The organism is Streptomyces sp. enrichment culture (assembly GCF_964273255.1).
GTDB lineage: Bacteria > Actinomycetota > Actinomycetes > Streptomycetales > Streptomycetaceae > Streptomyces.
The window spans coordinates 5,185,957-5,209,443 of record NZ_OZ186835.1; the positions used below are offsets into that span (position 1 = coordinate 5,185,957).

23 protein-coding genes and 2 pseudogenes are annotated in these 23,487 nt (G+C 69.6%); 6 read left to right on the forward strand and 19 right to left on the reverse strand.

Features of this window, described 5'->3' with window-relative positions; all coding sequences use genetic code 11:
- The first annotated feature begins 383 nt into the window (after positions 1 to 383).
- Complete coding sequence (gene glnA, locus ACSU53_RS22525; protein ID WP_437030397.1) at positions 384 to 1,745, forward strand: type I glutamate--ammonia ligase; 1,362 nt, start codon at positions 384 to 386, stop codon at positions 1,743 to 1,745.
- A gap of 75 nt (positions 1,746 to 1,820) precedes the next feature.
- Here the strand turns inward: glnA and ACSU53_RS22530 are convergent, their stop codons facing one another.
- The 13 genes from ACSU53_RS22530 to ACSU53_RS22590 all read right to left on the reverse strand — a co-directional run bounded on the left by ACSU53_RS22530 (position 1,821) and on the right by ACSU53_RS22590 (position 12,393).
- Entirely contained in the window at positions 1,821 to 3,089 is a 1,269-nt protein-coding gene (locus tag ACSU53_RS22530; protein ID WP_437030399.1) for a tyrosine-type recombinase/integrase, read from the reverse strand.
- A gap of 75 nt (positions 3,090 to 3,164) precedes the next feature.
- Entirely contained in the window at positions 3,165 to 3,404 is a 240-nt protein-coding gene (locus ACSU53_RS22535; protein WP_437030401.1) for a helix-turn-helix domain-containing protein, read from the reverse strand.
- Positions 3,405 to 3,842: 438 nt separating this feature from the next.
- Positions 3,843 to 5,321, reverse strand: coding sequence for an ATP-binding protein (locus ACSU53_RS22540; protein WP_437033350.1), 1,479 nt, complete (start codon positions 5,319 to 5,321; stop codon positions 3,843 to 3,845).
- A 2-nt stretch (positions 5,322 to 5,323) separates the two neighbouring features.
- Complete coding sequence (locus ACSU53_RS22545; RefSeq protein ID WP_437030403.1) at positions 5,324 to 6,163, reverse strand: bifunctional DNA primase/polymerase; 840 nt, start codon at positions 6,161 to 6,163, stop codon at positions 5,324 to 5,326.
- Positions 6,160 to 6,891, reverse strand: coding sequence for a DNA methylase (locus ACSU53_RS22550; RefSeq protein ID WP_437030405.1), 732 nt, complete (start codon positions 6,889 to 6,891; stop codon positions 6,160 to 6,162). Before ACSU53_RS22550 ends, ACSU53_RS22545 begins: the two co-directional genes overlap by 4 nt.
- A 90-nt stretch (positions 6,892 to 6,981) precedes the next feature.
- The gene (locus ACSU53_RS22555; protein ID WP_437030406.1) at positions 6,982 to 7,434 is read right to left on the reverse strand and encodes a hypothetical protein; all 453 of its coding nucleotides are present in this window, start codon (positions 7,432 to 7,434) and stop codon (positions 6,982 to 6,984) included.
- A gap of 207 nt (positions 7,435 to 7,641) precedes the next feature.
- Positions 7,642 to 9,768, reverse strand: coding sequence for an FtsK/SpoIIIE domain-containing protein (locus ACSU53_RS22560; protein WP_437030408.1), 2,127 nt, complete (start codon positions 9,766 to 9,768; stop codon positions 7,642 to 7,644).
- Between the two features lie 107 nt (positions 9,769 to 9,875).
- Positions 9,876 to 10,193 carry a hypothetical protein gene (locus tag ACSU53_RS22565; protein ID WP_437030409.1) on the reverse strand — a complete coding sequence of 106 codons (318 nt, stop codon included), beginning with the start codon at positions 10,191 to 10,193 and terminating at the stop codon, positions 9,876 to 9,878.
- Positions 10,190 to 10,543, reverse strand: coding sequence for an RRQRL motif-containing zinc-binding protein (locus ACSU53_RS22570; protein WP_437033352.1), 354 nt, complete (start codon positions 10,541 to 10,543; stop codon positions 10,190 to 10,192). The genes ACSU53_RS22565 and ACSU53_RS22570 overlap by 4 nt, the downstream gene beginning before the upstream one ends.
- Complete coding sequence (locus tag ACSU53_RS22575) at positions 10,543 to 11,406, reverse strand: protein spdB (RefSeq protein WP_437030411.1); 864 nt, start codon at positions 11,404 to 11,406, stop codon at positions 10,543 to 10,545. Before ACSU53_RS22575 ends, ACSU53_RS22570 begins: the two co-directional genes overlap by 1 nt.
- A complete protein-coding gene (locus tag ACSU53_RS22580; RefSeq protein ID WP_437030413.1) occupies positions 11,403 to 11,663 on the reverse strand; it encodes a DUF6303 family protein in 261 nt (86 codons plus the stop codon). The genes ACSU53_RS22575 and ACSU53_RS22580 overlap by 4 nt, the downstream gene beginning before the upstream one ends.
- Positions 11,664 to 11,671: 8 nt before the next feature.
- On the reverse strand, positions 11,672 to 12,127 hold the full coding sequence (locus ACSU53_RS22585) for a Pycsar system effector family protein (RefSeq protein ID WP_437030414.1): 456 nt from the start codon (positions 12,125 to 12,127) through the stop codon (positions 11,672 to 11,674).
- Positions 12,124 to 12,393 (reverse strand): DUF6284 family protein, encoded by a 270-nt coding sequence (locus tag ACSU53_RS22590; RefSeq protein WP_437030416.1) that lies wholly within the window; start codon positions 12,391 to 12,393, stop codon positions 12,124 to 12,126. The genes ACSU53_RS22585 and ACSU53_RS22590 overlap by 4 nt, the downstream gene beginning before the upstream one ends.
- Before the next feature lie 505 nt (positions 12,394 to 12,898).
- On the opposite strand from ACSU53_RS22590, the gene ACSU53_RS22595 reads away from it, so the two are divergent.
- Positions 12,899 to 13,294, forward strand: coding sequence for a GntR family transcriptional regulator (locus ACSU53_RS22595; protein ID WP_437030418.1), 396 nt, complete (start codon positions 12,899 to 12,901; stop codon positions 13,292 to 13,294).
- A gap of 216 nt (positions 13,295 to 13,510) precedes the next feature.
- Here ACSU53_RS22595 and ACSU53_RS22600 read toward each other — a convergent pair whose 3' ends face one another.
- Both ACSU53_RS22600 and ACSU53_RS22605 read right to left on the reverse strand, forming a co-directional pair.
- Complete coding sequence (locus ACSU53_RS22600; RefSeq protein ID WP_437030420.1) at positions 13,511 to 14,074, reverse strand: flavoprotein; 564 nt, start codon at positions 14,072 to 14,074, stop codon at positions 13,511 to 13,513.
- A complete protein-coding gene (locus tag ACSU53_RS22605) occupies positions 14,071 to 15,306 on the reverse strand; it encodes a helix-turn-helix domain-containing protein (RefSeq protein ID WP_437030421.1) in 1,236 nt (411 codons plus the stop codon). Before ACSU53_RS22605 ends, ACSU53_RS22600 begins: the two co-directional genes overlap by 4 nt.
- 260 nt (positions 15,307 to 15,566) lie before the next feature.
- Here ACSU53_RS22605 and ACSU53_RS22610 point away from each other — a divergent pair, with 260 nt between their 5' ends.
- The 4 genes and pseudogenes from ACSU53_RS22610 to ACSU53_RS22625 all read left to right on the forward strand — a co-directional run bounded on the left by ACSU53_RS22610 (position 15,567) and on the right by ACSU53_RS22625 (position 20,267).
- Positions 15,567 to 17,348 carry an ATP-dependent nuclease gene (locus ACSU53_RS22610; protein WP_437030423.1) on the forward strand — a complete coding sequence of 594 codons (1,782 nt, stop codon included), beginning with the start codon at positions 15,567 to 15,569 and terminating at the stop codon, positions 17,346 to 17,348.
- Between the two features lie 173 nt (positions 17,349 to 17,521).
- A pseudogene (locus ACSU53_RS22615) lies at positions 17,522 to 17,608 on the forward strand (glutamine synthetase); the annotation flags it as partial.
- Positions 17,609 to 17,660: 52 nt separating this feature from the next.
- The gene (locus tag ACSU53_RS22620) at positions 17,661 to 18,044 is read left to right on the forward strand and encodes a hypothetical protein (RefSeq protein WP_437030425.1); all 384 of its coding nucleotides are present in this window, start codon (positions 17,661 to 17,663) and stop codon (positions 18,042 to 18,044) included.
- A 660-nt stretch (positions 18,045 to 18,704) separates the two neighbouring features.
- Entirely contained in the window at positions 18,705 to 20,267 is a 1,563-nt protein-coding gene (locus tag ACSU53_RS22625; protein ID WP_437030427.1) for a pectate lyase family protein, read from the forward strand.
- A gap of 131 nt (positions 20,268 to 20,398) precedes the next feature.
- On the opposite strand, the gene ACSU53_RS22630 is transcribed toward ACSU53_RS22625, so the two are convergent.
- The 4 genes and pseudogenes from ACSU53_RS22630 to ACSU53_RS22645 all read right to left on the reverse strand — a co-directional run.
- On the reverse strand, positions 20,399 to 21,097 hold the full coding sequence (locus ACSU53_RS22630; protein ID WP_437030429.1) for a DUF3618 domain-containing protein: 699 nt from the start codon (positions 21,095 to 21,097) through the stop codon (positions 20,399 to 20,401).
- Positions 21,073 to 21,438 carry a phage holin family protein gene (locus tag ACSU53_RS22635; RefSeq protein WP_437030431.1) on the reverse strand — a complete coding sequence of 122 codons (366 nt, stop codon included), beginning with the start codon at positions 21,436 to 21,438 and terminating at the stop codon, positions 21,073 to 21,075. The genes ACSU53_RS22630 and ACSU53_RS22635 overlap by 25 nt, the downstream gene beginning before the upstream one ends.
- Positions 21,439 to 21,541: 103 nt before the next feature.
- Entirely contained in the window at positions 21,542 to 22,195 is a 654-nt protein-coding gene (locus ACSU53_RS22640; RefSeq protein WP_437030432.1) for a hypothetical protein, read from the reverse strand.
- A gap of 569 nt (positions 22,196 to 22,764) precedes the next feature.
- Positions 22,765 to 23,199 (reverse strand): annotated as a pseudogene (locus ACSU53_RS22645) (VOC family protein); the annotation flags it as partial.
- Between the last annotated feature and the right edge of the window lie 288 nt (positions 23,200 to 23,487).

The window sequence follows — 23,487 nt, forward strand, 5'->3', positions numbered from 1 at the left end:
GGGCTGCGGACCCGCTGGATCCCCTGACCGGCGGTTCCGTGAGGCGGGCGGCGCCCACGACCGGGCCCGAGCCCGTGCGGGGCTGGAGAGGGGGCGCGGTCCGGCGAGCCGGTGCAGCAGGGGGAGGGGGGAAGGACTGGACCGTTACGGGCACCGGGGCGAGCGGGCAGGATGGCCCCACGGGCGTACGCGGCCCCGAAGCGGCGCGGGGCCGCCGGGTGACCGGGGTCGGCAACGGCCCTGAGGCGGGTCGGGGCCGCCGGGTGATCCAGGTCGGCAACGTGCGCGAAACGCTGATGTGGTGTGATGCTCGGGTACCCGTCCGTCTCCCGTACGCGGAGGCGGGGCGGGCGGCCGGACCGGCAAGGATGGGGAAGCGGAAGATGGACAAGCAGCAGGAGTTCGTGCTCCGGACCCTGGAGGAGCGGGACATCCGGTTCGTACGCCTGTGGTTCACGGACGTCCTGGGCTTCCTGAAGTCCGTCGCCGTGGCCCCGGCCGAGCTGGAACAGGCCTTCGACGAGGGCATCGGCTTCGACGGCTCCGCCATCGAGGGCTTCGCCCGGGTGTACGAGTCGGACATGATCGCCAAGCCGGACCCGGCGACCTTCCAGGTCCTGCCCTGGCGCGCCGAGGCCCCCGGCACCGCGCGCATGTTCTGCGACATCCTGATGCCGGACGGCTCCCCGTCCTTCGCCGACCCGCGCTACGTCCTCAAGCGGGCCCTGGCCCACACCTCCGACCTGGGCTTCACGTTCTACACCCACCCGGAGATCGAGTTCTTCCTGCTGAAGGACAAGCCGGTCGACGGCAGCCGCCCCACCCCCGCGGACAACTCCGGCTACTTCGACCACACCCCGCAGAACGTGGGCATGGACTTCCGCCGCCAGGCGATCACCATGCTGGAGTCGATGGGCATCTCGGTGGAGTTCTCGCACCACGAGGGCGCCCCCGGCCAGCAGGAGATCGACCTGCGCTACGCGGACGCGCTCTCCACCGCCGACAACATCATGACGTTCCGCCTGATCATGAAGCAGGTGGCGCTGGAGCAGGGCGTCCAGGCGACGTTCATGCCCAAGCCGTTCTCGGAGTACCCCGGCTCCGGCATGCACACCCACCTCTCCCTCTTCGAGGGCGACCGCAACGCGTTCTACGAGTCCGGCGCCGAGTACCAGCTCTCCAAGGTCGGCCGCTCCTTCATCGCGGGCCTGCTGCGGCACGCCGCCGAGATCTCCGCGATCACCAACCAGTGGGTCAACTCCTACAAGCGCATCTGGGGCGGCTCGGAACGCACCGCGGGCGCGGGCGGCGAGGCCCCGTCCTACATCTGCTGGGGCCACAACAACCGCTCGGCCCTGGTCCGCGTCCCGATGTACAAGCCCGGCAAGACCGGTTCCGCCCGCGTGGAGGTCCGCTCCATCGACTCCGGCGCCAACCCCTACCTCACCTACGCCGTCCTCCTGGCGGCCGGCCTCAAGGGCGTCGAGGAGGGCTACGAACTCCCGCCCGGCGCCGAGGACGACGTCTGGGCCCTCTCCGACGCCGAGCGCCGCGCCCTCGGCATCGAACCGCTCCCGCAGAACCTCGGCGAGGCCCTCACCCTGATGGAACGCAGCGACCTCGTCGCCGAGACCCTCGGGGAGCACGTCTTCGACTTCTTCCTGCGCAACAAGAAGCAGGAGTGGGAGGCGTACCGGTCCGAGGTCACGGCGTTCGAGCTGAAGAACCTGCTGCCGGTGCTGTAAGGGCTCGTTAGAGCAGGTTTACGGCTGCTGCGGAGGACGGGGCCGACGGTCGTGGACCGTCGGCCCCGTAGCGTCTCACCGGCCCTGGGCCGTCTGTGGGCCGTCGGGCGCCGGATCGGTGGCCTCGTACAGGCCGTCGACGGCCTTCCGGGCCCGTGCGTCGCTGCTCGGCATGAGGTGTGTGTAGACCCGGAGCGTGAATCCTGGGTCGTTGTGGCCGAGGTAGGCACTCAACGCCTTGACGTTCTCGCCGGCGTCCAGCAGGACGGACGCGTAGAAGTGCCTGAGGGCGTGCATGCCGTGTTCGCGGGCGGCTTGGTGACGCTCTCCGGGCTTCGGCGCGGGGATGACCCCAGCAGCCACGAGAGCAGGCTTCCACGCGCGGTCGTTGAAGTCGGTACGCCGAACTGCGCCGGCGCCGTCGAGGCGGGTGAACAACAGCCGTTTCGTGACGGGCGGACCGTCCACCCGGAGCCATGGCAGGGTGATCTCCACCGGGGGGAACGCCTCTATGTGCTGCTTGAGGACGTGCGCCACACGGTCCGGCAAGGGGACGTCGCGGATTTTGGCTCGCTTCGGTGGGGCGAAGACGAGACCGTCTTTCGTCACCTTCACCTGGTTCGCGATGTGCAGCCATCCGGAGTCGAAGCCGATGGCGTCGACGGGCAACCCGAAGATCTCTCCTTGCCGGAGTCCGCAACCGCCTCCGAGGTCGATCATCGGGCGGTACTGCTCCGGCAGCGCCGCACGTACAGCGAAGACGCGCTCTGCGCTCCACGGCACGACACGGCCATTTCCCGCGGTCGGCGGACGGACCGATTGAGCGTGGCACGGGTTCTTCGACAGGTGACCGTCGTCCACTGCCGCGTTGAGGACCGTCGACACGTTGTTGTAGATCACGCGCCGGTATGACGACGCAGGGACGGCCCGTTCCAGTTCGCTGAGCCAATCCCGGATGTGTTCCGGCTTGAACGAGCCGAGAGGGCGCGGCCCCAGGTAGGGGATGGCGTGCCCGCGAATCGCAGACTCCACCGACTCTCGTGTGGTCATGTCGGTGGTCTGCGTGCTCAGCCACTTCTCGGCGTACTGCCGGAACGTCACTCGGCTCGCGGCCGGGTCCACGTACTGCCCCCGGGACATGTCCGCCTCGATGTGGGCGAGCCACTGATCGGCCAGTCGCTTCTGCCCGTCCGGAAACGACTTGCTCTTCTCGGTGCCGTCCGGGCCGATGTAGCGGGCGCGGTAGCGCATCCCGGTGCCGTAGCGGTCCGTGCGTACGCGGCGGGGCTTGCCGGCGGAGTCAGGTTCGGTTTTGTACCACCGGTCTTGGATGTGGCCTGCCATAGGGCAGCGGTCCTCTCGATATGAGGCAGGGAGAGCCGCACAGGCGGCTCTCCCTGCTGTGTGGTGAGTTTTCGGTTAGGCGGCGGTGGTGTCGGCGTGCTTCCGCTGGTCGACGTAGGCCCGTACGTCGGTGGGGTCGTAACGGAGGTGCTTGCCGATGCGGAAGCCTGGTGGGCCGGTGCGCTTCTTGCGCCACTGGTAGACGGTCTCCAGGGGCACCTCGAACATCTCGGCGATGTCGGCGGGGGTGAGGTACCGGTCCGGGAGGCCGCCCCGGAGAGTGGCCCGGGGGTCGGGGTCTGTCTGCTTTGGCATGAGACTCCAAGGGGGAGGGCGTGGCCGCATGTGTCCGAGGTGGGGATTTCTGCGTCATCTGCGTCATCTGCGTCACTAGCCGCTCTGACCTGCGGTTTCGCGGTGACACAGCGCGGTGGGGATGCGTCACCGGTGACACAGACCTGCGTCATCGTGGTGACGCAGGTGACGCGGGGTGACGCAGAAATCGGCTGTCTGCGTCACCTCTCTTTCGGCAGGTCAGGGGCCGTTTTCAGGGTGCTGGTGACGCAGGTGACGCAGCGTCTCTCTACTTCGGACAAAGGGGGGTGGTGTCTGTTGTGGTACGCGGCTCAGGACGTGAAGAAGGAGCCGCTTCGCGGCGCGTCCATGGCAGGGCGGCGTTGCCGCCGAACAGCAAGAGGAGCACGCGTCGACGGGTGCTCCTCTTGCTTGCGTGCGGTCGCGGGAGCCGGGCGGTCAGAAGGCCGCTTCCTGTTCCGGCGAGGGTGGCGCGGCAGACGGCCGGGCGATCTCGATGTAGCGGGATGTGTTGGTGCGTCCCCAGTCGATGAGGACGCCTCTGGCGGCGAGGGTGGGCTGTAGGCGCTTGAGGCGGTCTGAGAGCACCTTGCCGGTGGTCGGCCACCCTTTGGGCAGGGGACGGCACTCCTCGCCGCTGTAGAGGCCGGTGAGGCAGTGCAGCCATTCGGCGGACGTCATGCGCTGCTCGGTGCCTGGGTCGATGCCGGCGGCGTGCTTGAGGACGGTCTGTGCCAACAGGTCGCCCTCGATGACGTCGTCGTTGAGGTCGTCCAGGCTGGCCCGGTAGGCGGCGAGCGCTCCCAGACCGGTGGCCGCGTCGAGCTGTGCGCACAGGTGCGCGAAGTCCGCCATGCGCAGGTCGGTCGGGATGTCCGCCTCTGCCGCGCGCACCTGCACGGTGAGGTCCAGGAGCGAGCCGAGGATGACGGGCAGCACCTCGGCGAAGTCGGACCACAGTTCCGCCTCCGTGCGCCGCACCCGCGGGCGTTCCAGCCGCAGGGGCAGGAGCCGTTCGGCGAGGTCGGGCCGGATGACGCCGACGTCGATGCCGGTGAGGAGCAACGGGCGGCGGTAGCCGATGCGGAAGACGTCCCCGTCGGTGAACAGGGCGCGCTTGACGTCCTCGGCCCCGGTGACGATGCGGCACATCGCGTCGGAGAGATCCGGGGTCATGTGGGAGAGGTTGTCCAGGGCGGTGACCCATCCGGCCGCCACCGCCGTGATCAGGTTCTCCTCGTCCTTCGGGGCCCTGCGCAGGTCCCCGGTCATGCCCTCGATGATCCGCACGAGCATCCGCCCGCCGGTGGACTTGCCGGCGCCCTGCGGGCCGGTGAGGAACGGGGCCGGGACGGGCACGGACGGGGCGAGGCAGCCGATGAGCCAGGCGATGGCCAGGCACTCGGTCTCGGCGGTGGCGAAGTTGCACAGCCGCATCAGCAGGTCGATGCCCTTGCCGTTGGTGTCCTTGACCGGCAGGGGCAGTTCTCCGGTGAGCTGGGTGCGCCGCCAGCAGACTTCCTGCGGGTCCGGGGTGCGGATGTCCCAGCCGGTGGGGTGGATGCGCACCGACTGCCCGTCAGCCCGTCCGAGGTCCAGCCATGTGGCCCCGTCGTAGCCGGGGGCGACGCGGATGTGCACGGGCTGTACTTCCTCGGTCAGCGCCAATGCTTCGATCAGGTCCAGCGCCTCCTTCATGGCCGTGCCGTTGAACACGCCGATGCCGTCCTTGAACAGTCCGACCATGAGTTCCTGCCGGTGGCTTCCGGTGGTGCCTTGGGAGCGGATGGGGCGGGCCACGGGGTGGCCGTTGCGTTGGGCGTAGACGGTGCCGTCGGCGGTGCGGAAGTACCGGAAGTGGGATTGCGCGTAGTCGGTGATGATCTCGCGGGCGGGAGTCTTCTCGTCCTCGGACATGGTCACAGTCCCAACGTGGTGCGGGCGTTGGTCCACGCGTCCGCGCAGTGCCGGGCCGTCTCGCCCTTGGCCTGCGCGGCGGTGAACAAGCGGGCGACGTGGGTGTCGGTGAGGCAGCCGCACCGGCCGTGCCGGGACAGCACGGCCAGGAAGGTGCGATACACCGTCGCGTGGACCGCGCTGGACGCCTCGGTGATGCGCTGCTCTGCCATGGCGATGCCACGGGCGAGGTAGGCGGGCGTGCGGTGCGGGCACTCCCCGCCCACGCCGGCGGGCACGGCGACGGCCGCATGCGCCGCCGGGCGGGCCGCAGGAGGCTCCTTGACGGCCAGGGCTCGCACGGTGTCCGGCAGGTCGGCCAGGGTGCCGGTGCCGGGCCCGAGGTAGCGGGCGTAGGCCATCGTGGACTTGATGTCGACGCCGGGGCGTACCGCGTTCACGGAGCGCATGGCGCCTCGGTAGATCCAGTGCTCACCGCGAGTTGTTGGCACGGTCCGCGTGGCGGGCAGCGTGGTGCGGGCCCAGGCGATGGCGTCCGCGTCGTCCAGGTCGACGACGGTCAGGCCGGCGCCGCCGGGGTGGTAGCCGACGCAGACCGCCCGCTGCCACGCCGCCGCCCACGCGGGCGAGACGACGACAGCCGGCTCGGTGGTAGCGGCGGCCCACGCGTGGCAGACACTGGGGCAGTAGCAGGGGCCGGGGGTCTTCATGTTGGGCCGGCCGCCGCAGGCGTTGTCCGTGCACGTTGTGCAGTTGCCGAACGGGACCTTGCCCCGGCGCAGGGGCAGGACCGGCACCCCGGATGCCGCGAGGCTCAGCGCGGTCTTCAGGTGGTCGCTCATGCGGCCACCTCCAGTGCGGGCGTGAGGGTGGCGAGGTGGGCGCGGCCGATCCACTCGGTGTAGGCCGGGGGCAGGGCCTCGCGGAGTCGGAAGTGGTCGGTGGACCAGTCGATGCCCTTGGCGGCGCGGATTTCCTCGGTGGTGGCCTTGCCGCCGCCTTTGCCGTACGCGGCCACGTACGGGCCCTCGTGGTACTCGCCGTGCCGCCAGCCCCGCACCCGGCCCCGATGCCGAGGGTGGGTCGGCTGGACGGCGGTCCAGCCGCCCAACTCGAAGTAGCGGTGCATGAGCACCCCGAGCCCGAACATCTCGCCGCACAGGCGCAGGTCTTTGCGGACCTCGGAGCCGGCCACGTTCTCGATCACGTACGGCTGGCCGGTCGCCTCCAGCGCGGCGCGGGTCGGGGCGATGAGGCGGGGGTAGGTGCGGCCGATCGCGGCGTTGCGGGCCCGGTTGGTTCCCTTGGTCGGGGCGCCCTCGCCCTGGCAGGGCGGGGAGGTGTGGATGAAGTCGAACTCGTGGCCGTGGGCGCGGATGAACTCGATGGCGTCGCCCTGGTGGAAGACGTCGCCGCAGTAGTCCGGCTGCGCCTGGATGTCGACGCCGGTCACGTGCCAGCCGAGCCGCCGGTAGCCGGCGGTGGCGCCGCCGATGCAGCAGTAGGCGTCCAGCACCCGTAAGGGCCGGAACGTGCCCGGCACTCGCCGGATGTCGCTAAGTTCGGTCATGCTGAATCTCTCCAGTTCCTTCGTTGGGTTCTGGTTGGCAAGGGCGGCCCCGCGTTCATTGGCGTGAGGTGGGGGCCGCCCTTGGCGTAGCTAGCCGTGGAAGTGGTTGCGCTTGATCACGGCCCGGCGGATGTTCACGGTCGTGCCGCCCTTGTGGCCGCTCCCGCTGAGCACTTGGATGGCGATCCAGCCGCCGAAAATGACGGCGGCGAGGATGATGAGCTGGCCGATGAACGCGGTCAGGGCGGCGATGAACGAGGTGAGCAGGAGCAGTCCGCCGCACACCGCGAGGAACCCGACGCCTCCGAGGGCGACGTTCACCGCCGTCCGGGAGACGGCCGGCTTGGCCGCGACGGGCGCGGGCTGCGGGTGGTCGATTGCGTAGCCGGTGACGACGCGGCCGTCCGGGAGGACGATGCTCGCCACCGTGGGCACGGTGCCCGGCTGCACCGGGACGACCGGCGCGGAGTGGACGACTGGGGGCGGTATCGGGGTGGGCTGGTGGACTTCCACGGCCCGCTGAGGCGTGGGCTCGGGGTACATGCGGAATCCCTTCCGGCGCGTGGCCAGGGAGGCTGAGGCACCCCTTTCGGGGTGCCGTGTGGAGGGGGTGTCAGGGGGTCTGACCTGCGTGCCTCCCTGACTCCCTGGACGATCATTCGTGCAGGTCAGGGCCAGGGAGGTGGGTCAGGGAGGGGTTCAGGGAGTTCTCCCTGCCTCCCTGACCCGCACTGGTTCGGCTCCCTGCCGTTATTCGGCGGAAGTGGAACCCTCGCTGTTGCGGTTGGCGAGGGCGCGGGCGACGCGGTCGCGGGAGACGACCATGACGCCGTCGGACTTGTAGGGCTCGGCGCCGGCGTCGTCCAGGACGCGCTTGAGGTCGATGAACGACCACTCGCCATAGGCGCTGGGGTTGCGGGTGGCGAGGCGGGCGAGGACGTCCTTGGTGCGGACGCGGGGCGCGTCACCGATGACGGCGGCGACGTCGGCGAGCGGATCGTGTTCCTCGCCGCGGTCGATGGCGTGGAGGGTGGTGACGCCGTCGCGCATGGCCTTGGCCCGGTCGGTGATCGCGGTGGCCGCGTCGTCGTCGATGTAGTGCGTGCGCACCGTGATGGACGACTGCCCCGCCGGAATCGTGATCCCGTCGGAGGCGACGACCAGCGTGCCCCGGTCCAGGCCGGGACGCAGCAGGTTGGGGGCGGCGCCGCCGTCGACGGCCTTGTCCCCCAGCGCCATCCGCGCCTGCGACTCGGTGCCGAGGGCGAGGGAGGCGCGGGTGTGCGCGCCCTCACGCACGAGCTTGGGCAGGTTCTCGTTGGTGGGGTCCTGGGTGCCCTGCCACATGAGCACGTTCACCGCGCGGCCCTGGTTGTGAATCTTGCGGACGGCCATGAAGTACCGACTGTTGGCCTTGGAGCCGCCGTAGGGCCGCTTGTCCTCGTCCTTGGCCGGGCACATGAACGCCACCTGCGCCTCGTCGACCAGGACGATGAGCGGCGGGAAGGTGGTGCCGGGCGGGGCCTGGATGCGGCGGTTCATCTCGTCCACCGCGCTCTCGACCATCTCGGTCACCTGGATCACGTGCTCATCGGTCGGGCCCTGGATGAGGGTGGTGGCGAGCCCGTCGAACATGGCCCAGTCGCCCACGCCCTTGAGGTCGCCCATGAGGAACTGCACCGACTTGTCCAGCGACAGCCACAGGGCGAGGGAGCGCAGGGCCACGGTCTTGCCCTGGTTGGACAGACCGGTGATGAGCAGGTGCCGCTGGTAGAGGGAGAGGGCGGCGGCGTCGCCGCGCAGGTCCTGACCCCACGGAGCCTTGCCCTTGGGGTAGTCGGCGGTCATCGTCTCGTCGGTGACCAGCGGCGACGGGCCGATCGGCTCATCCAGAGCGCCGGAGTCGGCGATCCACAGGCGCACCGTGCGGGCGGCCTGCGGGATGGTGATGAACACCTCGTGTTCGTGCCGGGTCAGGTTCTCCGCGAGCTTGCGCCGCTTGCTCTGCACCTCGTTGGTCGACACCCCGGAAGGCAGGGTGACGTCGACTTCCACGCCGCATCCGGCAATGGTGATGGGCCCGAGCATGGACGCGCCGGCGTCGCCCATCTCCTTGATGGCCCGCGCGAGCGCGGGGACTCCGAGGTCGCGCAGGGCCTTGACCACGATGGACGGCGTGATCGGCTCCCCCTCACCCGAGCGGACGTTCGCGGGGAGCGCCCACTGGGGTGCGGCGTGTTGCTTGCGGCCGACCGACCACAGGGCGAGCAGTGCGAGGAACGGGCCGATGGTGATGGCCGGGCCCCACACCACTTGCACGATGCGGATCAGTAAGGCGATGAAGTCGATGGTCGCGGTCAGCGGCGTTACCACGTCGGCGGCCTGGCCGGTGCTGATGGCGAGGACGACGCCAAGGGCCACCAGCACACCGACGCTCATACCGGCCCCCACGGCGACGCCCTTGGCGGCGTCCACGGGCGAGTGCAGGAGGTCCATGCGGCGGTGGTGGCGGGCGGCGCGGAAGCGCTGCAACCGTTCCTCCCACTCCTCCGCCGCTTCCAGGTTCCCCGCGGCCTCAGCCGCCCGGATCATTCGCTCATACCGCGAGCCGGTGCGGCCGTCCCACGCCCGACGGGCGACGATCCTGCCGCCGTTGAACGTGTAGAGGCCGTGCCGGACGACGGCGCGGCCGGCCGACCGGGTGCGCTCGTGCGTGACGGCGGTCTTCACCGCGCGTCCGGAGCGCACCCACAGCGGCGCCGGCCGCGCGGCCGGCGCATCGGGCACGACAGTGAGCACCGTCGGGGCCGTGTCGCCGGTGGTGGGTTCGGCGGGCGGGTTGGTGTGCTTGTGGAGGTGAACGACGTTCTCAGACATGCTGGAACAGCTCCTACCTGCCCCCTTCACGGGGGCGGTTATGGGTGAGAGCCGGGGTGGCCGGGTCCGTGCAGGGAGGCGGCCACCCCGGCGCGTGATGGGGCTGGTCACCACCAGCCGGACGACTTCTTGGCCGCCTTCTCGCGGGCGGCCTCGGTGATGAGTCGCTGCCGCTCGCCGTGCAGCGCGTTCAGCTCGGCGGTCAACCGCATCTCGGCGGCCGATGAGGTGGACTCCATCTGCGTCTCGGCGCGGCCGGTGCTGCGGCCCTTCGCGGTGCGGTAGGTGCCGCTGGCGGCGGCGCGGAGCATGGCGCGGCGCTCGCGGCCGTTCAGCGGCCACAACTCACCCCGCCGCACGGCCTCCAGCTTCTTGCTGGTCGTCCGGATTTCGCGGTCCAGGCGGCGCAGGTCGGCGTTGCTCATCGGGTGCTCCCATCGGACCCGTGCGGGTCGGCATCGGCGCAGGGCACGCACGTGCCCAGCGAGGTGGGGATGACGTATCCGGCATCACGCCGGCAGACAGGGCAGAGACGGCGGGCGGCGTTCGCCTTGGCCAGCGCCGCCCGCCGTGCCGGGGTCATCGGACGCACCGGCACCGCGAGGTCGACGCGGTACAGGTAGGCCACCAGCGGCGGCCGACCACGGCGGCGGGGCCGTTCGAGTTGCGCGGCCACGTCCTGACCGCCGGGCCGCAAGCCCCGGGCGCGGAGTTGGCGGCGGGTGGCCAGCCCGTCCGGGGCGAGGCGCCACCGGAACACCGGCAGCGCCCCCATCACGCGGCCACGCGCTTCCACGCGGCCCGCAAGCGGACCTCGGACGCGGAATGCCCGGCGGCCCGGAACCGGGCGGCCATCTCCCGGTAGGACAGGGCGGGCGTCTCGCTGGTGCGGATCTCGTCGACGATGACGTCCAACGCCTCATCGGTGAGCGCCGGCGCGCTCTCCAGCGACCGGGCGGAGAGGGGTTCGCTTGGGCCCCACACGGGCAGTTCCCAGCGGGGCGTGACACCGGGTGTGACGCGGGTCGTCACGCTGGTCAGCGCCCTGCCGGTCTCCTCGCCCGCGCGGGCCGTCTCCAGCGTCGACCACGCCGACGAGAGTGTCTGTGCGGTCTTGGCCTGGACGCGTGCGACGCGGGCCCCGGCCTCCGTCACGGCCGTCAGCCGCGTTTCCTCGGTCGCGGCTTCAGCCCGCAGCCGGGCGCGGGCCACGGCCGCCTCGTCGCGCGCTTCCTGCTGGATCCCGCGGATCGCGTCCAGCGCGACGGGGGTGAGCGCGGTGCGCTCCCACATCGCGTGTACCAGCCACAGGGCTTTCGCGGCGATCGGCAGCCAGGCGACGGCCAGCCACGCCCCAGCGGACTCCTCAGCGGTGAGGGCGTGCGCGACCAGGACACCGGCGGCGAGGATGCCGAAGGACCAGCCGACGGCGGTCACGGCCCGGTTGTGGTCGCCTTGTGCGGCGAGGCGGCGTTCGTAGGCGAGGGTGGCCAGCCATCCCCCGTCGATACCGAGACCGACGACCAGAGCGACCGGCCACGGCACCGCCGTGCCCAGCCACATCACCACCACGGCGAGGGTTAGCACCATGGACACGGCCGTCATCGCGACGGCCGGCAGAACCGTCTTGGCCCTCATGCCGCACCTCCGTCCTGACCGCGCACCGCGATGGCCGCGATGAGGACGACCGGGGTGGAGTCGTCGCCGTGGTTTCGGCTGTCCTCCGTCCAGGACCACACCGCGCCCGGCGCCACCTCGTAGCCGAGGGAGGCCAGCGCCGCCCGGCGCTCCGCCCCGGTGGGGACCCGAGCGGTGCGCTCCCACTGGAAGGTGGGCCACTCGGTCTCGCCGTACAGCACGACGTACAGGTGCCACGCCCGGCCGGTGTTCGACATTTGCGCGGTCAGCGTCCCCATGCCGCACCCCCGGCGGTGAGCAGGGCAGCGACAATGAGCAGCGCCCCACCGGCGCGGATCAGGTCGACCGCGCGGCGTAGGCAGGTGAACTTGGCGACCGCCAGCCGGGACAGTCCGGCGATGTCGGCGGCCAGATCGACCGAGATAGCCTGGCTGATCTCCTCCGCCGTGAGTGTCGCCCACAGCGGGAAGCCATGACGGCCGGACAGGTTGGGGCGGACCGACCGCAGCAGAAGACCGGCCGCCACGATGAGCAGCATCATGCCGGGAGCTCCTGCGACGATGGCGGGCCAGTTCAGCGGCAGGTCACGGGCGACCGTCCACGATCCGGCGAGCACCGCGCCGACGAATGCCAGCAGCAGCGCCGTCTTGCTGTCCGTGCGCGTGATCTCCGCCTTCACCTCGGCGTGCGCGGCGAGCAGGTTCCGATCGGTGGCACTCACGCGGCACCACCCGGCAGGCTCGTAGGGGCGGTGCAGTTGAGCAGCGCGACGCGGGCGGCGAGTGCGCGGCGGCGGGCCCGGCGGATGCGCCGGGCGTCCATCTCCGTCGGCGTGCGGTCCAGCGTGACGATGTAGGCGTCCAGCAGGTCGACGTCCGCCAGAATGACGGGCATCTCCCGCTCGATCGCGTCCAACTCCGCGGCCGTCGGCTCCATGAAGTCGGCGAACGCGGTAACAGCGTCCTGAACAGTGACGATGGGGTTCATGGGTCGTGGTTCCTTCCAGGCTGGAACGGCCCGAATGCGGCTCCCGGGTGGCACCCCGGGAGCCGCTTGCCGTTGGAGTCGGTTCCGGCTCCCCTCAGCGCTGCACGTATGAGACGTGCAGCGGAGGCAACCGGCCGCCGCGTCCAGCGCGGCGGAAGGGTTGAGGTTGAAGCGCGGCGGATGCCGCGAAGGTTCTGCGGATGTCAGATCACGCAATGCCAGTCACCGCCCCAGCGGGGCGGATCCGGGCAGGTCACCCGGCCCGGCATGGGCGGTCGGGGTGGTGACCCGCACCCATCGACCGCACGTGTTCATGCGGCTGGGTCGGCACCCTGTTGAGTTCTTCGCAGTGCGGCATCCGGGCCTTGCTTCCGGGCACTGACACGGCTGGCCAAGCCCATTTGGGCCTGCTGCCGCTCTTCAGATTGACCTAGGTCAATCTGTCTGTCAAGGCAGTACGGCAGGAGAGCAAGAGATTGACCTAGGTCCGGTTACTCTCGGGGGTATGGATCAGAGCCCTGAAGCGCCCAAACCCACGCCGACGGCCAAGGAGATTGCGGCGCAGTTCCGCGAGAAGATCACGGGCCCAGATCGTGAGTACGGCCCCGGGGACCGGCTCCCGGCTGCTCGCTCGCTCGCCAAGGAACTTGGCGTGCAGCTCATGACCATCCAGAGCGCGTACGGTCAACTCCGTGACGAGGGGCTGGTCCTTACCCAGCAGGGACGTGGGACGTTCGTCCGTGATCCTGCGGTGCCCCTTGGCACCGAGCCGGGCAGCAGCCCCGCTTTCGTGGCTCTGGCCGCAGAGCTCAGCACGATCCATGACGCTCTCCGTTCGCTCGGGGAGCGGCTCGACCGACTTGAGCGGCTTGTGGGTAGCGAGACTCCACCGTCGCCGTGAGTTCGTCCGCGAGCCTCAGCAGTCGTTCGGCCTTGAGGCGTGCATCGCTCAAACTTGCTTTGATCAGATCGAGTTCAGCCGGAGTCATGTATTTCAGGTCGCCGCTTTGCTCATTGATCACTGGCATGCCAATGAGCATGTAGCCGTGAACGGCAGAGGACCCGGACAGAATGTCCGGGTCCTCTTTCCTTGCAGGTCAAAAAGGTTGACGACCCGTCACCTTGCGACTTCGTCCACGGCTTCCAGCACTGCTCCCCACGGGAGTTCACGCCCCGCCGGCGCTTCACGCGGCTCATACAGCGGCCATACCTCCGGGCCATCGATGATGCGCACGCCCCCCGCCCGAAGGGTGTCGATGTGGTGCTGCCATGCAGGGTGCCGGGCGTGCGCCGCATTCACCCGAGGGAAGACGACGACAGGCAACCCGATGGTGCCGATAGCCTCGCCCACCTGAGTCAGTGCCTGGTTGTCCATCAGGCCCGTGGCAAGCTTGGCCACCATGTTGGCCGACGCGGGGGCTACCACGTAGCAGTCAACCGGCGGGTGTGGTCGTGCCTCGCCGGGCAAACGTGGTTCATCGCGCACGGGTAGGCCGGTCAGCTTCTCCAACTGCTCGACCTCGCCACTCATCCGTAGCCACTGACCTGCGGTCGGCGTCAGAGTGACAGCCACCTGCCAGCCGCGCTCCATCGCGGGCTCAACCAGACCGGTGCGCAGCGTCTCTACGCCTCCAGCCGCCGACCCGACGACTCCGAGCACCCCACGCTTGCCTGAACTCACTGCACCGCCCTGCACCGTTGAGCCATCGCGAACACCTCGGACGATCGCGCGCCGCCGGTGACTGGTGATTGCTTGATCAGGTCCCGCAGCGTCTCGCGCACCCGGGGATTGTTGCGCACGAGCTGTGGCGATGTGCGTTCAGCCGTGCGCAGCTCCGTGAACGCCTCATCGCCCTGTCCGCTGAGCGAGAGAGCGCGTGCGAAGTCGATGCGGTGCGACACGCTGCGTTCCTGCGGCATGTGGTCGACATTGATCCGGCCGTGCTCCACCACGTACGACACGTTGTCGAGATCCAGCTCAACCGATAGGCGGTGAAGTAGGACGTTCGTGGGTCCGAAGCCGGTCTGCCAGTAGTTCTCATCCGAACCGAGGTCATCCGCGAGTTCCTCGGCTCGATCCAACAAGCTGGTTGCGGTGGGCCGGTCCTGGTGGCGAGCCGCTGCGACAGCGGCCCGCAGGTGGATCATTCCCAGCAAACTTAGTGCCGCAGGGTCGTTGGCAGTCACCCGAGACGAAAGCCATGCGGCGGCTGTGTTGCCCAGCTCCAACGCGTCGTCGTACCGGCCGTTGGCCAGTAGGGCGTGTGTGCCGGAGCGCGCGGCGGATGCCAACACGAGCGGGTCGTCAGACTCGTCAGCGGCACGCATCGCACGCTCGGCAGCGAGCCAGGAGATGTCCGATTCGCCGATCTTCGCGAGGGTCGTCGCCGCGAGGTGGTGGGTGCGGGCCGACACTGCCCAGCAGTCACTACGGTCCTCGCCGCGCCGTGCGGCTCGCTCCTCCAGCTCTTGCGCAGTCTGGAGGAGCGCGGGAAGTGCGGCGATGACTCTGCCGAGCCGCCCGCCCTGGTAGTCGTTCCATGCTTGCTCTACACGCACGGCCACGGGCGCCGGTGTGGGGAGCTGCACCTCAGCCTCGGGGCCGAAGAGCAGACGCGACAGTCGGCGCGGGCTCATGAGCGCATCGCGCACGGCCGGAACGTCGTCCTGCTGCTTCTCGTCCTCCATGAGCATGGTTTGACCGAGCAGGTCTCCGAGAGGCACGCGCAGGATGCGCGACAGCTCCGCGAGCATGTCAATTCGGGGAGGCTTCCGGCGCCCTGTCTCGATCTTCGCCAACCAGTCAGTGCTACGCCCGACCAGGCCGGCGAGCACCTCTTGCGTGTAGCCGCGACGCTTCCGGTAGAACGCGATGCGTTCGCCGATGCTGAGGTGATCTCCAAGACCACGCATTACGTGCTGCCTCCTGCTGGTCGTAGGGGCCCATCTCACGGTACAGAGCCGTTGATGGGGCAGATAAGGGCTGAACAAGGGTGGCCGGCTCGTGGCGGCGGGACCCGGACACAGTGTCCGGGTCCCGCCGCCACGAGCCGGCCATGAAGCAGTGCTTGCCGCATGTCCCCCGTGGGGGACCTGATCACTAAAAGTCGCTTTCTGACTCCCAGTTCGACACTAAGATGCCTACCACACTGCAAGAAGGGGGCTGACTGTTAATGAAAAATGTGAATATCCCCGCCGACCTGAGTGGCGGAGAAGCCGATCGGTTCGCTCTTTCGATCTCGTCAATCACCCTCGAAAATGGACTCACGGTTAACCCGCCGTCGACTGGTGTGACAGTCGTGGTCGGCGGAAACAATGTCGGGAAATCGACGCTGCTTAGGCAAGTCATGAATCTCGCGGCACGGGATTTTGGGACTCCTGCCGAAGTTTCTCGATGGCAGCTTGTCACGGACATTCGCTTCAATGCTCCAGGAGATCTTAAGGATCTTTCTGCATGGCTGCATGCGCACGTGGGCGTGTATGTGCAAAATGGACTGCTTTGGTTCGGCGCACGCGAACAGCCAAGTGTGCATGAGCACCAAGTGCGAAACTTCTTCAATCAGAGGCAAGACGGTGTCGACAGACTCACGCCGCAGCTTGCGAATTCTTTCATGCTATTCGCAGATCCGTGGCAACGGGTAAGCGTCATTCAGCCGCAAGAGATGAGGGAAAACGTAGAAGTCCCTCCGCGAAACGTGATGCATCGACTGGAGGAGTCGATGCAAATGTTGAATGAAGTGCGAAAAATTTGTCGCGAGGTTTTTCGCATCGACTTGACGCTCGATACGCTCGCGCGGATGATTCAGTTGCGCGTTGGCAGGGTTGCTATCCCAGCGCCGCCTGTCGATGCAGTTTCTCCGGAATATCGAAGAGAGGTCGCGAGCCTTCCCCCGCTCACTGAACAGGGGGACGGAATCAAGAGCTTGATCGCACTCATCCTGCCTCTCGTGACAGCCAATCATCCTATCGTCTTGATTGATGAGCCGGAAGCGTTCCTGCATCCACCGCAGGCCAGTGCGCTCGGTAGGATCTTGGGGGGACTTGCCAAGAAAAAGGGAATTCAAGTAATTCTAGCGACGCACGACAAAAATCTCCTGACGGGACTTTTGAGTTCTGATGCGGAGGTATCCATTGTTCGCTTGGATAGAGGATTGGACGGAGCTTCGCAGGCTCATCAGCTCGCTGTCGAAGATGTCCGGGATCTCTGGGGAGACCCTTTGTTGAGGTACACGAACGCCTTGGATTCTCTCTTTCATCGACTGACGATCGTCGCCGAGGCGGATCAAGACTGCCGATTCTATGCGGCGGCTCTAAATGAATATGAACCTCAGTCGGAGGTGCCGATTCCACCAAGCGATGTGTTGTTCATCCCGTCGTACGGCAAGGCGGCGATCTACAAGCTAGTCAGGGTACTTCGGGCGATCTTTGTTCCTGTTGTTGCGGTGCCCGACATTGACATATTGAACGATGAGGCAAACATCTCGCGATTGGTTGAAGCGTATGGTGCCGATTGGGATTTGCTGAAGCCTGACTACCGAGTGTCCACTCAGCCCTTTCGCATTGCCCGAACTCCGGCAACTCTAGGTGATGTGATCGCGGCAGTGCAATCTGTCTTCTCGGGGAGAGAGGGGGAGAGATATAGCGATGAGGCGAAGCGTGAGGTGCTTGCCCAACTTCGAGTGCAAGAGAGTCCGTGGAGTTTGCTGAAAAAATTCGGCGAGTCGGCATTCGAAGGTCAAGCTGCGGTATCGGCAAAGCGGCTGTTGGACCGTCTAGAAGAGATTGGGATTGTGCTTGTGAGGGTCGGGGAGCTTGAGAAATTCGCTCCGGCGCTGGGTGTCGCCAAGGGGCCGGCCTGGTTGACCGCAGCCCTTGCGGCTGGGTGGCACCGAGGGGACCGTGTGCGAGAGCACATGAGGCGCTGCCTATCAGTGCTCAGCGCGTCCCCTGAGTGACGTCTGATCTGCGTTGTGAGCCAGTGCCGCTGCCCTGTGCTCCATCTCCGGGCCGTCTGTGGGCCGTCGAAGGGCGGCCCACAGCGACCAACAAGGACCAAAGACGACCGTCTGATCATCGGTCAGCGCTGCGCCAACTTGGATCGAGCAAGGTCGCTCGGGGCCGACGTCACTTCCTGCGCAACAAGAAGCAGGAGTGGGAGGAGTACCGCTCGGAGGTCACCGCGTTCGAGCTGCGGAAGAACCTGCCCGTGCTGTAGGCGCGGGTCAGTGCGGGTCAGTCTCACCTGGACCGGGCAGGAACGTGATCCCTTGACGCAGTCTCCGAAACCCTCGCCCGCCGGCGGCCGTCGGGGGACCGGTCACTCCCGCCACCCGGCGGACGACCGGCCGCACCACCCCGACGACGACCGCACCCTGCTCCGCGTGATCCTCGCCGTTCCGGTGGTGCTGTTGACTCTGGCGGCGGCGTTCTTCTTCTGGCTGGGGATCAACACCCGTCCGGACGGTGACGGGGACCAGGCCGCGTACGGGGGGATGGAACTGGCCTGGGGCTTGACCATCGTCATGGCGGGCGCGGTGGGATCCCTGTGGCTGGCACCCTCGGTGAGGTGGGCGATGCGGTGGCCGTGGGTGGTGCCCGCTGCGGTGCTGGGTCTGGCGGCGGCGGTGCGGTGGGTGTCCAGCGGGGGGTGAACGCTCAACGCCCATGAGGCTTCGTCCGTGACCGCGTGCGTCGATTCTTCGGGCGGGCGGTCGGTGCCTGCTCTTCCCCGGCCTCGCTCGACACCGGTTCGGAATCCTTGCGCGGCCGGTTGCCGGGGCGAGGACGAGGACGGGCCCAGCGGGTCGGTCAGGGCGTCGAGCGGACCCGGCGGGTCGGTCAGGGCGTCGAGCGGACCGGCGCGTCCTCGCCCCCGGCGAAGAAGCATGCGGAGAGGCATATTCCGTAACGGTACGGGCTCTTGTCAGCCTTCCGGCGGCGCTCTACTGTCACCCGACAGAAAGCGCTTTCCCGCGCTGGTGCCTTCAGAAGTATGGGTCCGCGGCCACCTCCTCCGGTCGCTGATCTGTCATGCCCACGACAGTCAGGGCGGGTGTGTCGAGCACCCACCCCCTCCGGCGGGCGCAACGGAAGCCGCGAGGGCGAAGGGCAGCGACAAGCCCTGGAAGCACCACGGCGCGCACGCACACGCAAGGCGCGAACGCACACGCAAGGCGCGAACGCACACGCAAGGCGCGAACGCACACGCAAGACGCGAACGCACACGCAAGGCGCGCGACAGGCGTGGCGCGAGGTGCGCGCCGCGCGAGGTACGAGGCACACCCCGTCAACAGGACGAAAGGCAAGGCGAGATGAGACGAGCAGTCGCTCTGCGGGTTTCCGCGTTACTGACCACGGGCGCCCTCGCGGCGGCCGGGACGGTGGCGCTGTCGACGCCGGCGGCGGTCGCGGCGGCCTCCGGGCCCACCGGGTACGCCACCCAGAACGGGGGGACCACCGGAGGCGCCGGCGGGCAGACCGTGCGGGCCACCACCGGGACCGCGATCCATCAGGCCCTGTGCAGCCGGGCCTCCAGCGACACCCCCATCACCATCCAGGTCGAGGGGACCATCAACCACGGCAACACCAGCAAGGTGTCCGGCAGCAGTTGCAACACCGCCGCCGACAAGATCGAGCTCAAGCAGATCAGCAACGTCACCATCGTCGGGGTCGGCAACGGCGCCGTCTTCGACCAGCTGGGCATCCACATCCGTGAGGCCGGCAATATCGTCATCCAGAACGTCACCGTCCGGAACGTCAAGAAGTCGGGCTCGCCCACCTCCAACGGCGGCGACGCCATCGGTATGGAGAGCGACGTCCGCAACGTCTGGGTCGACCACGTCACCCTGGAGGCGTCCGGCGGGGAGTCGGAGGGCTTCGACGGGCTCTTCGACATGAAGGACAACACCCAGTACGTGACGCTGTCCTACAGCATCCTGCGCAACTCCGGGCGGGGCGGGCTCATCGGCTCCAGCGAGAGCGACCGGTCCAACGGCTACGTGACGTTCCACCACAACCTGTACGAGAACATCGACTCCCGGGCCCCGCTGCTGCGCGGCGGCATCGCCCACATCTACAACAACCACTACCGGAACCTGAACGACTCCGGCATCAACTCCCGGGCCGGAGCCCGCGCCAGGGTCGACAACAACTACTTCGAGGACTCCAAGGACGTCCTCGGCACCTTCTACACCGACCAGGCCGGCTACTGGCAGGTCGGCGGCAACGTCTTCGACAACGTGACGTGGTCCAGCCGCAGCGGCGACAACCAGCCCGCCGGGCCGAACCCGCAGTCCACGACCACCGTGAGCATCCCGTACCCGTACACCCTGGACGGGGCGAACTGCGTGCCGAGTCTGGTGAACCGGACGGCCGGCGCCGGCAAGGGCCTGCTGGTGTCGGACGGCAGCTGCTCGCCGCAGTCGCCCGGCCCCACCCCGACGGACCCGGAGCCCACCGATCCCGAGCCCACCGACCCGGAGCCGACCGACCCGACGCCGCCCACCGGCACCAACCTCAGCCTCGGGGCGGGCGCCGACGGTTCGTCCAAGGCGAGCGGGACCAGCTACGGCAACGTGCGGGACGGCGACCTGGCCACCTACTGGTCGCCGAACGGCACCACCGGGTCCGTCTCCGTCAAGTGGGGTTCGGCCACCACCGTCGCCAGGCTCCACATCCGTGAGGCGGCGGGCTCCCAGGGCACCATCCGGTCCTGGCGGGTCGTCAACGCCGACACCGGCGCCGTCCTGGCCTCCGGCAGCGGCGGAGCCGGCGTCATCGACATCCCGCGGACCTCGCTGAGGAAGGTCACCTTCGAGATCACGGCCGCCGACGGCACGCCCAGGGTCGCCGAGTTCGAGACCTACGCGAGCTGAGCCGGGGTCCGACTCCGCAGGAGAGCCCTGCTCCGGCCCGGCACACGGGGACGGAGCAGGGCTCAGGCTCACCGGCCCACGGGGGCGGAGCGGGACTCACGCGGCTCCCGCTCGCGCACACCCCTTCTCTCTCAGGAGGGGCCCGAGCGGTCGCGGGCCTCGTCCTTGAGGTGTCCGCCCGACTCCCGTGCCTGCTCCTGCACTTCGGAGGTCCGGTCGCGCGCCTCGTCCTGGGTGGTCCGGGCCGCTTGCGCCGCGGTGTCCTTGACCTCCGCGGCGGCGTTCTGCGTCACCTCCCGGGCGCCTTCCTTGAGGTGCTGCGCCGACTCGGCGGCCGCCTGCTTCACCGGCTCCAGTGCCTCACCGCCGCGCTCCATCAGCTCGGCGGCCTTCTCCCGCTCGGCCGTGGAGGCGGGCACCAGCGAGGACACCAGCAGGCCGACGCCGAAGGCCACCAGCCCGGCGGCCAGCGGGTTGCCCCGGGCCTGCTCGCGGGCCACCTCCGGGGCCTGCTGCACCGCCTGTCCGGCCTGGCCGGCCGTTTCCCGCGCCGAATCAGCCACGCGGCCGGTGCCGTCCTGCACCGAACCGGCCGCCGACCGCGCGGAGTCGGCCACACCGTGCGCGGTGTCCGCGACGCCGTGGGCGGTGTGCGAGGCGGTTCCCATCACGCGGTCCCGCAGGCCCCCCACCGCGCTGCGCACGCGTGCCTTGCGGCGCCGCGCGACACGTTTGGGGCTGGTGCGGTCGGCGAGCCGCTCCACGTCCGTGGACAGCTGGTGGCGAGTGGCCTCGATCTCGGCCCTCACCTGGTCGGGTGACGTGCCCATGCCGCGTTCTCCTTCAGGGTCTCGACGGTCTGCTCGGGCGTGGGGGAGACGGTGCGCATCCGCGCCCGCCCCATCAGGAAGAGCACACCCGCCACCACGGCCCACACCGCGGTGACGATCAGGGCGGCCCAGCCCCCGTCCATGACGTTGGACAGCCCCAGAACGGCTGCCAGGGACAGGAACAGCAGCACCATGTACCCGGCGAACCCGGCGCCCCCGTACATGCCGGCGGCCTTGCCCGCGGTGCTCGCCTCCTGCTTGACCTCGGCCTTGGCGAGTTCGACCTCCTTGCGGAAGAGCGTCTGGAGGTCCGAGGTCACCTGCGACAGCAACTGGCCCACGGACGGCTCCTGGTGCCCCGGCCGCTCCGCGTGCGCCGGCGCCTGTGCCCGGGTCGCCCCGGACGCGGGGGGCGGTGTGTACGTTCGGGACGGTGACGTCATGTCACACCCCCGGGTGCGGACGGCCCGGCGCACCGTTCGGCGGCGCCTCGGCCGGCAGCGAACCGGCACTCGGCGGCACGGCCGGCGGGGGCCCCGCGGCCAGAGCGGGCGGCTCGGACGCCCCCGACACGTCCCGGCCGGGCTCCGCTCCGCCCTGCGCGGACGCCCGGGACGCGCTCCCGGACGCCTTGGCCAGCCGCCCGACGGCGAGCCCGGCCAGCAGGGCGCCGCCGAGGAAGGCGCCGGGGCGCCGCCGCGCGAAGCCCTGGAGGTCGGCGACGAGTCCCTCGACGCCCTGCCGCTCCAGGTAGTCGGCGGCCCGGTGGCTGCGGTCGGCCGCCTCGGCGGCGAGGCCGCGGGCGGCGGAATCGTGACGGGCGTGGTCGGCCAGGTCGGACAGGTCGCCCGCCCACTGCCGCAGGGTGCCCGCGGCCCGCCGGGCCTGACCGTCCGCTTCCTCCACGGCCCGTCCGCGCAGGTCCCGCACGGCGGAACCGGCCTGCCGGCGCGCCTCACCGGCCACGCTCCGGGCCTGCTCCGCCGCGGTGCCCGCGACCTGACCGGCGGCTTCCTTGGCCTGACCGGCCGTCGCGGAGGCCTCCGCCCTGACTTTCTCCCGGGTGTCCCGGGTCCCGGTGTCTACGGACTCACTCATCGGCGCCTTCCCCTCATCGGATGTCCGGCGTGAGGTCCCGTGTCCCGGACGACCCGGCACCGTGCCGGAAGCCGTGCACCGGGAGTCCCACGTGACCGTCCGTCCCCGCACGAGTGGCCGGTTGAGGCCGATCGACACTCTTTGAGGGTGAATGTCGCGAATGTTTTCGCGGCAGCGTCCTCACCCCGCCACCGCCGCTCGCGGCACGTCATGGGCGGTCGCTGAGGGTGACGGACGGTCCGCGCCGGGACGGCCGACGGTCCGTGATGCGGCGGCGGTCAGCCGCGGCGCCCGAGCCGCACCGGCCCCGACGCACCGCACCCGCCCCGACGCACCGCACGGACCGCGCGAGCCGCACCGGATCCCGCCCACCGCACCCGACCGCGCGAGCCGCGACAGCCCCCGCGGGCCGCGCCGGAGCGCCCGGGTCACGACGTACCGCGACCGACGCGGCGGGCGGGCGCGGCGGGGGCGCGGCGGGGGCGCGGCGGGCGCGGCGGGCGCGGTCGGGTGCGACCGGCGGGACCCGCGCGCCCGGCGCCGAGAGTGTGGTGCCTACCCTGCGCCTGCTGCGCCTGCTGCGTCAGCAGCTTGTGCAGCGGCTCGGTCGCCCGGCGCCGGTACTCCTGCACCGCCCAGCCGTTGCCGTCCGGGTCCTTGAAGTACATGAACGTCGCGCCGTCGTCCGGGGCGTACTGCTGCGGCTCGCTGACCTCCAGCCCCCGGGCGGTCAGTTCGGCGTGGGCGGCCTTGATGTCGGCGACGCAGAGCTGCAGGCCCTGGTAGGAACCGGGGGCCGGGGTGGGGCCGGGCGTCGACTCCCAGAGGGTGTCGCCCAGGGCGATCGAGCAGCCGGAGCCGGGCGGCGTCAGCTGGACGATGCGCATGCCGGGCATGACCTCCTGGTCGATGTCGACGTGGAAGCCGACCTTGTCCCGGTAGAAGTCCCGGGCCCGGTCGATGTCGCTCACCGGCAGCGGGATCACTTCGAGGGTGAAGTCCATGGATCGTGGCTCCTTCGTGTGGAGAAACGGCGGGGGACGGACGCTTCCTCCTCACCGAATCGGAAAAAGGGGCCCGCCGCCACCGAAACGCCGCACCGCGCCACACGTCGCCTGCACACCGGGGGATGCGGACGCCGGACGCCACCCCGGGCGGCCGGCGGCGGAGCCGGACGCCATCCCAGCCGGCCGACGGCGGGGCCGGGCGCCGCACGGAGTCGCCGACCGAGGTGCCGGAAACCGCCCAGCGCCGCGGGGCCCGCCTGCGGATAGGCTCATGGCCGTACGACA

Coding starts and splice junctions, on each gene's coding strand:
- glnA (WP_437030397.1), top strand. CDS start 384: ATGGACAAGCAGCAGGAGTTCGTGCTCCGGACCCTGGAGGAGCGGGAC.
- ACSU53_RS22530 (WP_437030399.1), bottom strand. CDS start 3,089: ATGGCAGGCCACATCCAAGACCGGTGGTACAAAACCGAACCTGACTCC.
- ACSU53_RS22535 (WP_437030401.1), bottom strand. CDS start 3,404: ATGCCAAAGCAGACAGACCCCGACCCCCGGGCCACTCTCCGGGGCGGC.
- ACSU53_RS22540 (WP_437033350.1), bottom strand. CDS start 5,321: ATGTCCGAGGACGAGAAGACTCCCGCCCGCGAGATCATCACCGACTAC.
- ACSU53_RS22545 (WP_437030403.1), bottom strand. CDS start 6,163: ATGAGCGACCACCTGAAGACCGCGCTGAGCCTCGCGGCATCCGGGGTG.
- ACSU53_RS22550 (WP_437030405.1), bottom strand. CDS start 6,891: ATGACCGAACTTAGCGACATCCGGCGAGTGCCGGGCACGTTCCGGCCC.
- ACSU53_RS22555 (WP_437030406.1), bottom strand. CDS start 7,434: ATGTACCCCGAGCCCACGCCTCAGCGGGCCGTGGAAGTCCACCAGCCC.
- ACSU53_RS22560 (WP_437030408.1), bottom strand. CDS start 9,768: ATGTCTGAGAACGTCGTTCACCTCCACAAGCACACCAACCCGCCCGCC.
- ACSU53_RS22565 (WP_437030409.1), bottom strand. CDS start 10,193: ATGAGCAACGCCGACCTGCGCCGCCTGGACCGCGAAATCCGGACGACC.
- ACSU53_RS22570 (WP_437033352.1), bottom strand. CDS start 10,543: ATGGGGGCGCTGCCGGTGTTCCGGTGGCGCCTCGCCCCGGACGGGCTG.
- ACSU53_RS22575 (WP_437030411.1), bottom strand. CDS start 11,406: ATGAGGGCCAAGACGGTTCTGCCGGCCGTCGCGATGACGGCCGTGTCC.
- ACSU53_RS22580 (WP_437030413.1), bottom strand. CDS start 11,663: ATGTCGAACACCGGCCGGGCGTGGCACCTGTACGTCGTGCTGTACGGC.
- ACSU53_RS22590 (WP_437030416.1), bottom strand. CDS start 12,393: ATGAACCCCATCGTCACTGTTCAGGACGCTGTTACCGCGTTCGCCGAC.
- ACSU53_RS22595 (WP_437030418.1), top strand. CDS start 12,899: ATGGATCAGAGCCCTGAAGCGCCCAAACCCACGCCGACGGCCAAGGAG.
- ACSU53_RS22605 (WP_437030421.1), bottom strand. CDS start 15,306: ATGCGTGGTCTTGGAGATCACCTCAGCATCGGCGAACGCATCGCGTTC.
- ACSU53_RS22610 (WP_437030423.1), top strand. CDS start 15,567: ATGAAAAATGTGAATATCCCCGCCGACCTGAGTGGCGGAGAAGCCGAT.
- ACSU53_RS22625 (WP_437030427.1), top strand. CDS start 18,705: ATGAGACGAGCAGTCGCTCTGCGGGTTTCCGCGTTACTGACCACGGGC.
- ACSU53_RS22630 (WP_437030429.1), bottom strand. CDS start 21,097: ATGGGCACGTCACCCGACCAGGTGAGGGCCGAGATCGAGGCCACTCGC.
- ACSU53_RS22640 (WP_437030432.1), bottom strand. CDS start 22,195: ATGAGTGAGTCCGTAGACACCGGGACCCGGGACACCCGGGAGAAAGTC.